Annotated in this window: 17 protein-coding genes; 7 read left to right on the forward strand and 10 right to left on the reverse strand. The window is 41.5% G+C overall.

The features are described from left to right. The first annotated feature begins 124 nt into the window (after nucleotides 1–124). The 3 genes from ACN0T8_RS00955 to ACN0T8_RS00965 all read left to right on the forward strand — a co-directional run bounded on the left by ACN0T8_RS00955 (nucleotide 125) and on the right by ACN0T8_RS00965 (nucleotide 2097). Nucleotides 125–832, forward strand: coding sequence for a TIGR01621 family pseudouridine synthase (locus ACN0T8_RS00955; RefSeq protein WP_417879472.1), 708 nt, complete (start codon nucleotides 125–127; stop codon nucleotides 830–832). 18 nt (nucleotides 833–850) lie between these two features. Further along, entirely contained in the window at nucleotides 851–1798 is a 948-nt protein-coding gene (locus tag ACN0T8_RS00960) for a class I SAM-dependent methyltransferase (protein ID WP_417878814.1), read from the forward strand. 89 nt (nucleotides 1799–1887) lie between these two features. After that, the gene (locus ACN0T8_RS00965; RefSeq protein ID WP_417878815.1) at nucleotides 1888–2097 is read left to right on the forward strand and encodes a zinc ribbon domain-containing protein; all 210 of its coding nucleotides are present in this window, start codon (nucleotides 1888–1890) and stop codon (nucleotides 2095–2097) included. 67 nt (nucleotides 2098–2164) lie between these two features. On the opposite strand, the gene gspS2 is transcribed toward ACN0T8_RS00965, so the two are convergent. From gspS2 to ACN0T8_RS00985, 4 genes are all read right to left on the reverse strand, one after another. Beyond that, nucleotides 2165–2563, reverse strand: a complete 399-nt coding sequence (gspS2, locus tag ACN0T8_RS00970; protein ID WP_417878816.1) for a type II secretion system pilot lipoprotein GspS-beta — start codon at nucleotides 2561–2563, stop codon at nucleotides 2165–2167. Further along, the gene (locus tag ACN0T8_RS00975; protein ID WP_417878817.1) at nucleotides 2563–2862 is read right to left on the reverse strand and encodes a YciI family protein; all 300 of its coding nucleotides are present in this window, start codon (nucleotides 2860–2862) and stop codon (nucleotides 2563–2565) included. The genes gspS2 and ACN0T8_RS00975 overlap by 1 nt, the downstream gene beginning before the upstream one ends. 141 nt (nucleotides 2863–3003) lie before the next feature. Further along, nucleotides 3004–3402 (reverse strand): acyl-CoA thioester hydrolase YciA, encoded by a 399-nt coding sequence (gene yciA / locus ACN0T8_RS00980; protein WP_417878818.1) that lies wholly within the window; start codon nucleotides 3400–3402, stop codon nucleotides 3004–3006. A gap of 116 nt (nucleotides 3403–3518) precedes the next feature. Beyond that, on the reverse strand, nucleotides 3519–4061 hold the full coding sequence (locus tag ACN0T8_RS00985) for a septation protein A (RefSeq protein ID WP_417878819.1): 543 nt from the start codon (nucleotides 4059–4061) through the stop codon (nucleotides 3519–3521). Nucleotides 4062–4337: 276 nt separating this feature from the next. Between ACN0T8_RS00985 and ACN0T8_RS00990 the strand changes: the two genes are divergently transcribed. Then, entirely contained in the window at nucleotides 4338–5063 is a 726-nt protein-coding gene (locus ACN0T8_RS00990; protein ID WP_417878820.1) for an RNA polymerase sigma factor, read from the forward strand. 36 nt (nucleotides 5064–5099) lie between these two features. After that, nucleotides 5100–5738: a hypothetical protein gene (locus tag ACN0T8_RS00995; RefSeq protein WP_417878821.1), complete on the forward strand. Its 639-nt coding sequence runs from the start codon at nucleotides 5100–5102 to the stop codon at nucleotides 5736–5738. 154 nt (nucleotides 5739–5892) lie between these two features. Here ACN0T8_RS00995 and trpA read toward each other — a convergent pair whose 3' ends face one another. Genes trpA through ACN0T8_RS01025 form a run of 6 tightly spaced genes read right to left on the reverse strand, consistent with a single transcriptional unit; the run spans nucleotide 5893 to nucleotide 12656 of the window. Continuing rightward, nucleotides 5893–6702 (reverse strand): tryptophan synthase subunit alpha, encoded by an 810-nt coding sequence (gene trpA, locus ACN0T8_RS01000; protein ID WP_417878822.1) that lies wholly within the window; start codon nucleotides 6700–6702, stop codon nucleotides 5893–5895. Beyond that, entirely contained in the window at nucleotides 6702–7892 is a 1191-nt protein-coding gene (gene trpB, locus ACN0T8_RS01005; RefSeq protein ID WP_417878823.1) for a tryptophan synthase subunit beta, read from the reverse strand. Before trpB ends, trpA begins: the two co-directional genes overlap by 1 nt. A 57-nt stretch (nucleotides 7893–7949) precedes the next feature. After that, a complete protein-coding gene (gene trpCF / locus ACN0T8_RS01010; RefSeq protein WP_417878824.1) occupies nucleotides 7950–9335 on the reverse strand; it encodes a bifunctional indole-3-glycerol-phosphate synthase TrpC/phosphoribosylanthranilate isomerase TrpF in 1386 nt (461 codons plus the stop codon). A gap of 15 nt (nucleotides 9336–9350) precedes the next feature. Continuing rightward, complete coding sequence (gene trpD / locus ACN0T8_RS01015; protein ID WP_417878825.1) at nucleotides 9351–10364, reverse strand: anthranilate phosphoribosyltransferase; 1014 nt, start codon at nucleotides 10362–10364, stop codon at nucleotides 9351–9353. A gap of 59 nt (nucleotides 10365–10423) precedes the next feature. Then, nucleotides 10424–11005 carry an aminodeoxychorismate/anthranilate synthase component II gene (locus tag ACN0T8_RS01020; RefSeq protein ID WP_417878826.1) on the reverse strand — a complete coding sequence of 194 codons (582 nt, stop codon included), beginning with the start codon at nucleotides 11003–11005 and terminating at the stop codon, nucleotides 10424–10426. Nucleotides 11006–11015: 10 nt separating this feature from the next. Continuing rightward, a complete protein-coding gene (locus ACN0T8_RS01025; RefSeq protein WP_417878827.1) occupies nucleotides 11016–12656 on the reverse strand; it encodes an anthranilate synthase component 1 in 1641 nt (546 codons plus the stop codon). A 524-nt stretch (nucleotides 12657–13180) separates the two neighbouring features. Here ACN0T8_RS01025 and rnm point away from each other — a divergent pair. Together rnm and ACN0T8_RS01035 are read left to right on the forward strand one after the other, a co-directional pair. Further along, on the forward strand, nucleotides 13181–14047 hold the full coding sequence (gene rnm, locus ACN0T8_RS01030) for an RNase RNM (RefSeq protein WP_417878828.1): 867 nt from the start codon (nucleotides 13181–13183) through the stop codon (nucleotides 14045–14047). Nucleotides 14048–14142: 95 nt separating this feature from the next. Next, nucleotides 14143–14763 carry an L-threonylcarbamoyladenylate synthase gene (locus tag ACN0T8_RS01035; protein WP_417878829.1) on the forward strand — a complete coding sequence of 207 codons (621 nt, stop codon included), beginning with the start codon at nucleotides 14143–14145 and terminating at the stop codon, nucleotides 14761–14763. Nucleotides 14764–14862: the final 99 nt, after the last annotated feature.

Raw genomic sequence — 14862 nt, forward strand, 5'->3', positions numbered from 1 at the left:
TTAAGTGCCTCGTTTTTACGGGGCATTTTTTATGGGGAATTTTTTGTCTGTCAGATCGGGCTGTCATTCAGTATTGAAACAAGGCAAGGTATACTTCAGCCTCTCTTTATCCGGTAAGGTTTTTATGTTCGATATTCTGTATCAAAATACCGAGTTTTTAGTCATTAATAAACATTCGAATGTCAGTGTGCATAAAGATGATGGTGAGACTTCTTTATTAATTGAAGTGGCCAAATCAGAAATGGTTGAATTAACGGCAGAGCAAAAACTCTATCTAGTGCATCGTTTAGATAAAATGACATCGGGAATTCTACTTCTCGGTAAGCATCAGCAGGCGGCTAGTGAGTTATCGCAACTTTTTGCCAATCGTATGGTGAGCAAATTTTATCTTGCGATTGGGGTGAAAAAGCCAAAGAAAAAACAAGGGTTGATTTCTGGCGATATGGTACGTTCTAGGCGTTCTAGCTGGAAGTTATTAAAGAGCCAAGATAATCCGGCTAAAACACAATTCTTTTCATTGGCAGGAGAGAATGGACAGCGTCTGTTTTTATGTAAGCCGCATACTGGTAAAACTCATCAGATTCGAGTGGCGCTCAACTCTATTGGCTCATCGATTGTAGGGGACGATATCTACACCCCAAGCAACAAAGCTGATCGCGGTTATTTGCATGCCTATTGTTTGTCGTTTGAATATCAAGGGCAAACGTATGAGTTTGTTTGTGATCCAAGCCAATATGAACATTTAGGCCAAGAGTGGCAAACCGAAGTCGCCAAGCAAGCAATTGATCAATGGAATAAACCATCTAGCCTCAATTGGCCAATAATTAAATAATTTATAAGTGAATCAATCATGGAAATCACACAGTTAAACACTTTTTTTGAGCATATCAAACAGCAACTACCACTTTGTGAAGGTGAGATGCGGCGTTTATTTCACGGCCGTGGTCAAACCTTTCAAGGCTTAGAGCAGATCACCGCTGATTGGATTGGCAAACAATTAATCGTGACGTTATTTAAGCCCGTTGAAGACGACTTTAATCAAGCGTTGAAATTAGGCTTAACCGAACTCTTTGCTAGTGATGTTTGGCAATCAGCTGGTGGCACGGGGATTGGTTTGCAGCATAGATACCAACATGGTGCGCCGTTTGAAACGATTACTGGTGAGATTCAAGAGAATACAATTGGCATTGAAAATGGTCTTAAATATAAGCTTGTACTGGGTAAAAACCAGAATATGGGTATTTTCCTAGATATGCGTATAGGGCGTCAATGGGTACAAGAACGCTCGAAAAATAAACGTGTATTGAATCTATTTGCTTATACCTGTGGTTTTTCAGTTGCAGCGAAAGCCGGTGGTGCTGCTCAAGTGGTTAATGTGGATATGGCAAAAGGTGCGTTATCTCGTGGCCGTGACAATCACAGACTAAATGAACATGATATGTCGGATGTGACTTTCATGGGCTACGATATCTTCCGTTCATGGGGAAAAATTACTAAATATGGTCCTTATGATTTAGTGATCATCGATCCACCATCTTTCCAAAAGGGCAGCTTTGCTTTAACCAAAGATTACAAACGCATCTTACGTAAGCTACCGACGTTGCTGAATGAAGGTGGCGAAGTGTTTGCGTGTGTGAACTCTCCAGTGGTGAGTGAAGACTTCTTAATTGATTCAATGGCAGAAGAAGCGCCTGAACTGACGTTTGTTGAGCGATTAGCCAACCCGGAAGAATTTGCTGATGTCGATGATCAAGCAAGTTTGAAGGTCATGATATTTTCATCAAAAGCAGAAAGTTAACCGGCTGAATTTTAGGTAAATTCCTACTGGCAATATTTGTAAAATAATGCATGATTAAATGAAACTATTTGATCCAAGGAAGAGAACCTATGCCATTAGTTCAATGCCCTATATGTGATAAATCGATATCAAAACGAGCGCATGCTTGCCCAAGTTGTGGTGAGCCTGATCCATTTAATAGCCGAGCTAAATTCAAGGCATTGACAACGGTACTCTGGATTGTGGCAATTGTTGGTGGGGGATACCTGTTTTGGGTTTATGGCCTACCTATGTTGATTGATTTAGCCCATAAGTTATAAAAAATTAACCCCCTAATGAGAAGATCACTAGGGGGTTAATTGTATCTACTAGTTAATCGCGTTTAGATTAACTTTCGTCTTCTACTTGCTGGCAAGTTTGTTCGCTAATGCTTTTCTCAACGAGCATTTTTCCACGTTCGCTACGAATGGTGATATTATAAATTACACCTTTTTTCAAAACGGAACGGACTTCATTACTTTTACAATAAGTCTTTACACTTGCGTCGACTAAAGCTGTAGGTGATACGGTGCCTGAGCTGTTGTAAATCATTAGTAGCTCAACAACATTTTTATCTGACTTTGCACTCATTACATTCAGCGGGCCGATTTTGTAAGGTAGTCCAGCTTCAATCACGCTAGCACGGTGATCGGCCATCATTTCTACTTCACTGGGCGTTGATGAACAACCGAGTAATAAGGTTGCGCTGAATAGAGCGAGTAGGGGTGTTTTCAAAGACATTTTCATTATGGTAATACTTTCTTAAATGGTTTGACGATAACTTTCTCATAAACGCCAGCATCAATATAAGGGTCAGCATCTGCCCATGCTTTGGCGTCATCAAGAGAGTTAAATTCTGCAATTACCGTTGAACCGGTAAAGCCTGCTTCGCCTGGATTATCTGAGTCAATCGCAGGCATTGGGCCAGCGACTAATAAGCGACCTTCCTCTTGTAATTGGACTAGGCGAGCTAAGTGACGGTCACGAACGCTCATTCGTTTTTCTAATGAGTTCTCAACATCCTGAGAAAAAATAACATACCACATGGGAAGAGTCCTTTATGTTGAAATTCAAAGTAAGAAGTTAATATACGCGGCTCAAAAAAATAAGGCTACCATTTGACAGTAAAACTGCGCTTGATAGCCTTATTTTGTGTTGTATGCCCAATAGGGATAAACAGGTTAATGTTATTCAGGTTTTACTGCACGAGGTTTACCATCTGCATCAATAGCAACGTAGTTAAAGGTGGCTTCACAAACTTTGTTCTTTTCACCTATACCGTTTAGGCTAACAGATTTAACCCATACTTCTAGTGCGATAGACATTGAAGTACGACCAACCTTAATGCATTCACCATAACAGCATACCACATCACCAACTTTTACTGGTTGTTTGAATGTGATACTTGAAACCGAGACTGTCACAACGCGGCTGTTGGAAAGTTCTTTGGCTAAAATAGCGCCGGCTAAATCGAGTTGAGACATGATCCAGCCACCAAAAATATCGCCATTAGCATTGGTGTCCGCAGGCATTGCAAGAGTACGAAGTACCATAGAACCACGAGGGGACTGAGGTTGAGAGCTCATAATATGTCCTAAATAAAAATTCCATTACAGTTATACCCAATGAACTTAGGTGTATAAATTATGACAGTATTGGAATAACAATCAATTATTCATCAAGCTATATGCCGATAGTTTGTTCAGCTTTCTTCTTTATTTTCTTTAGGCATATGCTTATAGACGTAAACACCTGAAAGAATTGTAAAAGCGAAGGTGGCGATTAACAGGCCAAATACTTTAAAGTTGACCCATACATCAAGCGGTAATTCGTAAGCCACGTAGATATTTAATGCGGCACATACAGCAAAGAAACCAACCCAAGCAAGATTCACTCGTTTCCAAACGCTATCCGGAACGGCAATTTCTTTGCTTAACATGCCTTTGATAACTGGCTTTCCTAAAAAATCAGAAACTAATAAACCAATAGCAAATAAAGCATAAATGATAGTGACTTTCCATTTGATGAAGTTGTCGTTATGGAAAAACAACGTCATACCACCAAAGATGGCCACCATGGCAAAGGTGATGAGCTGCATTTTTTCTACTTTCTTATATAAGAAATAGATAACGCCAACTTGGATCGCAGTTGCGACAATTAAGGCACCTGTTGCGACATAGATGTCATAACTTTTGTAGAGAAAAAAGAAAATAATCAGTGGAATAAAATCAATAATTTGCTTCATGCGAGTGTGTTACCGTTTTTTGTTATATCAATAATGCGCCCAGTCTAACCAATCCGGTCAGAATGAAAACCATTTCGAGATGTTTTGCTACAAAAAAAAGAGCTATTAGGCTTTTATGCCGGTTAAACAGAGGCTTTGTCAGTTTGTTTCATATTTATGAACTAGGTTTAAGCTAGCAATCGTACTGTTTTTTATTCTTTTCTCAAAGAGAATGTCACCAAATTTATATCCATGCGTCTATTAAGATAACAATGCAAAATATTAGATGAGGTAATAATGACAAATTCATCAATACAATCATCCCCAATTTTGGCCGATTTAAAAGATATCAACCTGATAAAACGTGCTCACTCTGGTGATGCAGCGGCTTTTGAGTTAATTGTTCGCAACCATAATCGCGGTTTATTTCGTGCCGCACGAGGTGTGCTTAATGATGAAGAGCAAGCACAAGAAGCGGTACAAGAAGCATATATTAAGGCATTTAAAAACCTAAGTTCGTATGAAGGCCGAGCTTCTCTAAAAACATGGTTAACTCGAATTGTGGTGAACCAAGCGATTAGCATTAAGCGGAAGCAACATTCAGACGTGTTGTTTGATGACAATGTAATCGCTTTTCATTCAGAGTCTGAACATAAAAAAACGGTGACAACGATGTCGGAAAAGCTAACTCCAGAAGCCATCGCAAGTCAGCAAGAAATGAAATGTCTACTTGAAGCAGCCATTCGACGGTTGCCAGAAGGCTATCGAAGTGTGTTTATGCTACGAGCCGTCGAGGGAATATCGGTTTCAGATAGCGCATATTGCTTAGATTTAACGGAAGATGTGATTAAAAAGCGTTTGTCACGAGCCAAAGACATGCTGCGAAACGATTTAGTGCAACAACTTGAAAATCAAGCAGCCGATACTTTTGAGTTTGCGGGTAAGCGTTGCGAAGCTGTTACTTTATTTGTGATGACAGAGCTAACGCGTCTGGGAATGGTGGTGTCAGATAAAGAGGCGTAGTGCCACGTTAATTATCTAAAAAAGAAGGAATATATTATGAAAATGAGAACAGTTTTTTTAGCAGCAACGATTGCAGCATTGTCAACGGATGCAGTTTATGCGGAAACCAATGATCATAATAGTGCCGAGCATGCTATTGAACATCAACAAATGATAAATATGTTTGGCGGAGCAATCTATACCGGTGAGCCTGCGCTCGAGGTGACCGCGGCATTAGTGAAAGCGGGTGGTGGTGCAGAAAATTTCAATTTTGCCAATGCGTTGGTTTCAATGCTTGGTGAAGAAATAGTCAATGCGGAAGTCGCCAAATTAAAAAAGCAATACGGTGAAGAGGCAGTCTATACTTTTATGGGTGGCATGGATACTACGGTAAATTTGGGGTTAAAACGTGCAACTGAAGCGGGTGTTACCTTACCCGAACCTGCAAATCTTTCTGGTGTTGAGTTGGCGAAAACATTAGTGAATGCAGGGACAGCGTCTGATGGTAAATTTTGGAGTGGTTACTTGTTTGATAAAGCGTTATCACATGAGATTCATAATCAAGTGATGATGGATTTAAACGTTAAAGTGAGCTACGAAAGTGATAAAAACACCCATAAAATTTTAAATCAAGCTATGTATGATGTGGCGCAAGCGTTAGGAATGAATGACGTTAAATTAGCCGATTTGCATTAATATAATGTGGTCGAGCTAATAAAGTTAAGTAGAAGCAATAAAGCCAGTCAATAAATGCGTTGACTGGCTTTTTGCTGTTTTTTCTATTGTGATTTAAGCTTTCTGGGTTGCCAATTTAAAAGGTGATTGTTAATTTAAAAACATGATTTCTAAGTTAGGCTTTTTGCGTTGCCGTTTTCATCGATATAACAAAATCATTAAGCTCTGACAGCATGATATCTGGCTTAGTTAGGTTACGCTCGATAATTTTTACTACCGCTGAACCCGAAATTGCACCTGCTGCTCCCGCTTGGATCGCTTCTGAAACTTGAGCTGGCTCTGATATGCCGAACCCAAGAATCGCTGGTGGCGCATCAAATTGATTTAAACGCTCAAGCAACTCATGAACAGGCATGCCTGCTTTGGTTTCGGTACCTGTTACACCTGCACGCGAGAGCAGGTAGGTATAACCTCCACCAAGGTTAGCAACTTGTTCTAGTGTTTCAGGGCTACCATTTGGCGGAGCAATAAAGATGGGGTGAATGCCGTGTGCTTTGGCCGCTTTGACAAATGGTTTACTTTCACCAGTTGGAACATCGGCAACCAATACCGAATCAACACCAGCTTGTTGACAGTGTGAATAGAAATCATCTAGGCCACGTACATACACTAGGTTGGCATAAACCAGTAGGCCAATCGGCGTATCTGGATGTTGCGCACGAATTTTACTGATTAAATCAAAACAGATACTCGGTGTGGTATTCGATTCTAATGCACGAATATTAGCACCTTGAATAGTTGGGCCATCGGCGGATGGATCAGAAAAAGGGAAACCTAGTTCTAACGCATCGGCACCGGCATCAACTAAGGTTTGAATGATCGCCAGCGATTGCTCTGGGTTAGGATCACCAATAGTAACGAAAGGAACAAAGGCACCTTGGCTCTTTTCATTGAGCTGAGTAAATAATTGTTGATAACGGTCCATTATTGTGCTCCTTTCTGATCTAAAATCGCTTGTACAGTGAAAATATCTTTATCACCACGACCCGATAAATTAACCACTAACAATTGTTCTTTTTCAGGTTCTGTTTGTGCCATTTTAAGCGCATGAGCAAGTGCATGGGCAGATTCTAGGGCAGGGATAATACCTTCATTACGTGCCAAGCTTTGGAAGCAATCGAGCGCTTCATCATCGGTGATTGATTCATATTGAGCACGGCCAATTGAATTTAAATGGGCATGTTGTGGACCAACTGATGGGAAGTCTAATCCAGCCGATACTGAGTAAGACTCTTCAATTTGACCATTCTCATCTTGCATTAATGGTGACTTCATACCGAAGAAGATGCCGGTGGTACCATGCTTAAGTGGTGCACCATGTTGGTCTGTATCTATACCTTTACCCGCTGGCTCTACACCAATTAGGCGGACATTGGTTTCTTCAATGAAATCGGCAAATATACCAATCGCATTTGAACCGCCTCCAACACAGGCAATCACGGCATCAGGAAGTCGTCCTTCACGAGCAAGGATTTGCATTTTGGTTTCTTCACCAATCATGCGCTGGAATTCACGTACAATCGTTGGGAAAGGGTGAGGGCCAGCGGCAGTACCTAGTAGGTAGTGCGCTTTATCATAGCTAGCAGACCAATCACGTAGCGCTTCATTACAGGCATCCTTTAAGGTTGCTGAACCAGAGTGTACTGGGATCACTTCAGCGCCCATCATGCGCATACGGAATACGTTCGGGCTTTGACGCTTAACATCTTTCGCGCCCATGTAGACTTTGCATTTCAAATCGAGCAAAGCACACGCTAGCGCTGTGGCAACACCATGTTGACCAGCACCAGTTTCCGCGATGATTTCTTTTTTACCCATGCGCTTAGCCAGTAGCGCTTGACCAAGTACTTGGTTGGTTTTATGTGCACCACCGTGCAGTAGGTCTTCACGCTTTAGATATAGTTTGGTTTTAGTGCCTTTAGTCATGTTACGACATAAGGTTAATGCAGTAGGTCGGCCCGCATATTCTTGCAATAAACCCATAAATTCAGCTTGAAATTCAGGATCTTGCTGAGCATCAATAAACGCTTGTTCAAGTTGATCCAATGCTGGCACCAAAATTTGTGGTACATATTGACCACCGTATTCACCAAAATAGGCATCTAATTTAGCCATAAAAATATAATCCTTGTTAATTATCAATGACGGAGTATTAAGCTCTGCGTCATTAATTTAATAATTTCTTAATGCCTTAAACGCGGCTTCTAGTTTCTGTGGATCTTTTTTACCGGGTTCACTTTCAACGCCGGAGTTAAGATCTAAACCGATACAACCAAGTTGTGCGGCTTCTTCGATATTGTCAGGTGATAAGCCGCCTGCAATCATAATGCTTTGACGATGACTCGTTGACGTATTGCCTTTGTTTAAAAGGTCCCAATCGAAACTCATTCCAGTTCCTCCTGATTGATTACCTACTTGAGAATCTAATAAATGTTTATCAACGTGTTGCTCTAATAGTATTGGTAGCTGATCGGACACCCCATAAGCTTTCCAAATTTTAACGCTTTTTGGTAGTAGTTGGCGTAATTCAGCGACTTGTGCTTGTGTTTCTGCGCCATGAAGTTGAACCGCAGCCAGACCCAGTTGATTAGCAGTTTGAGCGACTTCATCCATCGATTGATTTTGGAATACACCCACATAATGTAATGGCGCGCCACTCATAATCAATCGAGCGTCTTCTATGCTGATTCGACGTTTAGATTTAGCGGCAAAAATAAGCCCACCATAAACACTACCAGAACGGTAGACTAGGTTTGCATCGTCTGGGTGAGTCAGTCCGCAGACTTTATTTTCGCCTAAAATGACACGACGAACTGCCACTTCTAAATTCTCTTCCGACATTAAAGAACTACCAATTAAGAAACCATTCGCAAACTGTGATAGCTCTTTCACTTGCTGATGGTTGTGAATGCCTGATTCAGAAATCACCACAGTATCTTTTGATAAACGAGGTGCGAGTTCTTTAGTGCGTTCAAGAGTAATGGATAGATCGCGTAAGTTGCGGTTATTGATGCCGACGACCTGCGCTTTCAATGCAATCGCACGTTCTAATTCTTCTTCATTACTGACTTCGGTTAAAATGCCTAGGTCTAATGATCGAGCCACTTCTGCTAGCTGCTGATACTCTTGATCGTTAAGTACAGAAAGCATCAACAGAATCGCATCGGCTTGATAATAACGAGCAAGGTACACTTGGTATTTGTCGATCATAAAGTCTTTACATAAGACAGGTTGCGTAACTTGCTTGCGTACTTGAGGTAAAAAGTTGAAATCACCCTGGAAGTATTTCTCATCGGTTAATACCGAAATAGCGCTAGCATGATTAGCGTAGACCGATGCAATGTAGTCTAAATTGAAATCTTCACGGATTAGGCCTTTTGATGGTGACGCTTTTTTACACTCTAAAATAAATTCAGTTTTGCCAGTATGCAATGCTTGATAAAAGTCGCGATCGCTTGGTTGCAAATCTTGCTTGAATGATTCTAAAGGTTGTTGAGCTTTACGTTCTTCAACCCAAATGCGTTTATCCGCGACGATTTTTGCTAATACGGTTTCCAATTCCTTTCTCCTCGATTATCCGTGCGCGGCAAGTTGAGTAACAAGCTGGTACGCTTTGCCTGAATTCATAACCTCAATAGCTTGTTGAGTGTTAGCTTTTAAGTCTTCTTGGCCAAATAGACGCAACAGTAGCGCAACATTCACGGCTACGGCAGATACCTGTGCTTCGGTTCCTTCGCCATTTAAGATTTTAGTGATAATGGCACGGTTCTCTTCTGGTTCGCCACCTTTAATTGCTTCGAGTGGGTGACTATTCACGCCAAAATCTTCTGGGGTTAAGGTATATTCAATAATTTCGCCGTTTACGATTTCATTCACTAGGGTTGAGCCGTGAATAGCCACTTCATCAAGTCCACTACCATGCACTACTGCCGCGCGTTTTATTCCCATACTTGCCATGGTTTTGGCGATAGGGCGAACTAAGCTTTCATCATAAACGCCCATTAATTCAATATTTGGGCGAGCCGGATTAATTAAAGGACCAAGTAAGTTAAAAATGGTGCGAGTTTTCATCGCTTGGCGTACTGGCATTGCGTGACGCACACCACCGTGGTATTGCGGTGCGAATAAGAATGCTACACCAATGTTCTCCACCGCAGATTTAGTATCTTCTGGGCTCATGGCGAGGTTAATACCAAAAGAATCGAGTAGGTCAGAGGAACCTGATTTACTTGATACGCCGCGGTTACCATGTTTGGCGATTTTTACTCCACAAGCGGCAGCCACAAAAGCGGCGGTGGTTGAAATGTTAATGGTATTGGAACCATCACCACCAGTACCGACGATATCGGCAAAATCGCCTTCAATGCTTGGAAATGGAGAGGCATTTGCTAGTAAGGCTTGAGCGGCCCCTGCGATTTCTTCCGGCGTTTCACCTTTAATTTTTAATGCAGTTAATACCGCGCCCAATAGAATAGGATCCATTTCGCCTTTGATAATGGTATCGAAAAGGGAGTGACTTTCTTGCTCGCTTAAATTGCTTTGGGCATATAGCTTGTCAATGATCTTTTGGTTGCTGTTGTTTTGCATAATTAAATCCTTGTAATAATTTTTCTCAGCTCTCAGCTCTCAGCTCTCAGCTCTCAGCTCTATTTTTCTAATGCCCAACGAATTGTGTTTTCTAATAATGTCGCACCATAGGTCGTCATAATGGATTCAGGGTGAAATTGAAAGCCGCAGACTTTGTCATTTTCTTCAACCACTGACATGACTAATCCATCAACTTGCGCCGTTACCGTTAGCGCGTTACTCACATGAGTGGCAACCAAAGAATGATAACGAGCAATCGCAAAAGGTGACGGTAAGTTCTGGTAGGTTGGGTGCTTGTCATGCATCATCATCGAGACTTTGCCATGAATGATCTCACCTGCGCCAGCCACCGTACCACCGTAAGCTTCAACAATCGCTTGGTGACCTAGACAAATACCAATTATTGGCACTTTACCCTTCAAACGTTGAATTAGCTCAGGCATACAACCTGCTTCAGATGGTACGCCTGGGCCTGGTGAAAGCACGACGACCGGGTTTTCTAGTTGATTAACGGCTTGTTCAATGGTTTCCGCTGATAAGCTATTACGGTAAATAGTAACGTCATGGCCTAGTGTGCGAAATTGATCAACAAGGTTGTAGGTGAATGAATCAAAGTTATCAATAAAAAGAATGTTCGCCATGATGATCACCTTAACCTTGTTGACTGTGAGTTGAGTTAGCTTGATGCGCGAGTTGAATAGCGCTAATACAGGCTTGTGCTTTGCCGCGAGTTTCATCCGCTTCCGATTGTGGGTCTGAATCAAACACTACTCCAGCACCAGCTTGTATATGAGCTACGCCGTTTTCAACATAAGCGGAGCGAATCACGATACAAGTATCAAGGTCACCTTCACCGGTTAAGTAGCCAACTGCACCGCCATAAGTGCCGCGGCGTTGTTGCTCTACATCACGAATCAACTGCATGGCGCGAATTTTTGGTGCCCCAGTTAATGTGCCCATATTCATACAAGCTTGGTAGGCATGCAGTGCATCAAGGTCACAACGCAATTCGCCGACTACGCGTGATACTAAGTGCATGACATGGCTATAACGATCGACTTTCAGTAAATCGGCTACGTGACGAGAGCCAGCGGTAGCGATCCTTGCGACATCATTTCGAGCGAGATCGACCAACATCATGTGTTCTGCATTTTCTTTTTTATCGTTACGCAGTTCCAATTCGATACGGCTATCAAGGTCAAAGTTAATTGAACCATCGGTATTTTTTCCACGACGACGGGTACCGGCAATTGGGTAGATTTCGATTTGCTCATTATCCGCATCGTATTTCAATGCGCTTTCTGGTGATGCACCAAATAAAGTAAATAGTTCATCTTTCATGTAGAACATGTATGGGCTTGGGTTGCTTTGTTTTAAAGCTTTATAGGCCGCAAGCGGGGAAGGGCAAGGGAGTGAAAAACGGCGTGATGGCACGACTTGGAAAATATCCCCTTTAACCACAAACTCTTTTAAGTCACGAACGATTTGGCAAAAGTCTTCATCAGAAATATTGGTTTCCACTGACATGTCCGCTACTTCTGTTGCTTGTGGAAGTGGGGCAACATCGGTGCAGTGTTCAGCAATATTGGCTAAGCGTTGCTTTAATTCAGCCTGGATGCTGTTGGTACTATTAAAGGCGGTTGCTTGTACGCTGCAATGTTGAGTTTGGTGATCGAAAATCATCAAGGTTTCTGCTACGTAGAAAACATAATCAGGGCAGTTATCAATGGATTTCGCATTACCGAGATCTTCAAAATTGGCAACGAGGTCATAAGCAAACGAACCTCCAATAAAGATAGCGAGCTTTTTATTGGCACCGAGTGAATCAGGAAGTTGCAGTAAATCAAAGCTATGTTGAACGACACGCAGAGCATCAAAGCTAGAAGATTGACGTAAACGAGAATCTTCATCAATTGCATCGTTAGGCGCATCGAAAGAAAGGGTTAATGCTTTGTCGGTTGCTTGAGTGAGTACACTACTGGTTAAATTTGCTTTGACCGCTTGCAGTAAGTTTTGTCCATTTAAGCTTTTTGCTGTCATGGTAACTTGATGACCACGACATTCAATACGTACTGCAGCATCAATAAGAAGTAGGCTTTTTAGGTTCTCTTTTGAACTGATTTCGGCGCTTTCAAGCAATAAACTATTTTGAGTTTCCAGTGCGTTATCATTGACACATAAAGCATGAAAAACTTGCGTTGGGTCTTCGAGGTAAGGGGTGTCCACTTGAAACACCTCAATTGGGTGTTTGTGGTTGATCTTATCTTGATGAATCTTTGCTGCCTTATTCATAAGACTTCCTTTAATCATGTATTAAAATTCCGTTTGCTTTCACACGTTTATTATGAGTTATAGCGTGTTCAGTGTATAAACTTTGTTTATCATATTTCGTTATTTATCCACGAGTTATTTGTAATGTTTGTGGACTGGGTTAAGAGAAAATAATGTGATTGTTTATAAAATATTCAATTGTAAATAGACAATAAAAAGCCCGCATCTGAGCGGGCGAAGTAGCTTAATCAATCAATAAGTTATGATTACTCTTTTTCCTTCGCCACGATGATATGTGCCAAATTCGCCAACCATTGAAATGAAGGTTTGAAGCAGTCGAAGAAGCGTCCTCAGATAAATCATGAGAATGGGCTACAGTCGAATTTAGAATAATGTTATTATCTTGTAACACATTGCTTGCCATATTCGCTTCCGCTTTATCTTGTCGGGTTATCCCTTAAGTTCTTGTGTACTAGTAAACTAGTTCATTGGTTTTGAGTCAAGCTTTTTTATTTATTAATCTCAATGTAAGGCCATTTATTTTCATGAGAATCGATCTACACAGTCATACGACATGCTCTGATGGACGGTTAAGCCCGCAGCAACTACTCGATCGTGCGGTTGAAATGAACTTAGATGTTTTAGCGATCACCGATCACGATAGTGTCGATGCGATTCCTATGGCACAAGATTACATTACTGAGCAATCTCTACCTTTGCATTTGATCACGGGTATTGAGCTTTCGACAGTATGGCAGAATAAAGATATTCATATTGTTGGGTTGGATATTGATCTTCAGAACCCTGCATTGCAGCAATTAATTGAATCGCAAAAGCAACGACGAGTTGAACGCTCTGAATTAATGGCCGTTCGCTTGGCAAAACACACCAGGGAAGGAGTGTTGGAAGAAGTTCAGGCGATTGCCAATGGCGCATCGATTACGCGCTCTCATTTTGCCAAATGGTTAGTTGAAAATGGCTATGCGAAAACCATGCAGCAAGTGTTTAAAAAGTATTTAACCCGTAATAATCCGGGCTATGTTCCACCAGTATGGTGCAGTATTGAAGACGCGGTTTCCGCAATACATGCCGCTGGAGGTGTCGCGGTTTTAGCGCATCCAGGACGTTATCAATTGACAGCTAAATGGTTGAAGCGTTTAATTGCAGCATTCGTGGCTGCTGGTGGTGATGCGATGGAAGTTGCCCAACCTCAGCAAGCTCTACAAGAAAGAAGAACATTAGCCGACTATGCGATTGAAAATGGTCTACTTGCTTCGCAAGGATCGGATTTTCATTATCCATCACCATGGACAGAGCTTGGTCGTAATTTATGGTTACCGTCTGGTGTTGAACCAGTCTGGAAAGATTGGCAGCAGATTGCACATTTAGAGTTTGGGACGGATAAAGCCTAAATCTAAGCTTAATAGAGAGTGAACCTGATCTCGCCAATGTGATTGAGTCGAAAATTGAATCTTAGACTTAATCTTTATCTCAATTAGGAGTATCAATGAGCCAATTTTTTTATCTACACCCAGAAAACCCACAAGCTCGATTGATTAATCAAGCAGTTGCAATCATTCGCAATGGTGGGGTAATTGTTTATCCTACGGATTCTGGTTATGCACTAGGTTGTCAACTTGAAAATAAAACTGCTTTAGAGCGTATTTGCCGCATTCGTAAAATCGATGATAAGCATAACTTTACTTTGTTATGTCGCGACCTTTCTGAGTTATCACTTTATGCCCGAATCGATAATACCGCCTTCCGTCTTTTAAAAAATAACACTCCGGGCGCGTATACCTTTATCTTTAAAGGAACCAAAGAAGTACCACGCCGTTTAATGAATGCGAAACGTAAAACGATTGGTATTCGTGTTCCAGATAATAAAATTGCGCTGGATTTACTAGAAGCACTGGGTGAACCATTAATGTCGACTACCCTGATTTTACCGGGTAATGATTACGCAGAGGCTGATCCAGAAGATATTCGCGATAAATTAGAGCATTCGGTTGATTTGATCATGAACGGTGGTTTCTTAGGTGAACAACCAACGACAGTAGTTGATTTTAGCGATGATGAAATGGTGGTTGTTCGTCGTGGTGCAGGCGACCCAACGCCATTTGAATAAAGTTCATTTGCTATACTTGATTCCTACATTTAATTGTGGGGCTTTGTTGTTTAAACATTCAGGTATCTAACAAACTAGTGTATACTCTGCTGCCTTTTC

The organism is Vibrio sp., from assembly GCF_048266485.1.
GTDB lineage: Bacteria > Pseudomonadota > Gammaproteobacteria > Enterobacterales > Vibrionaceae > Vibrio.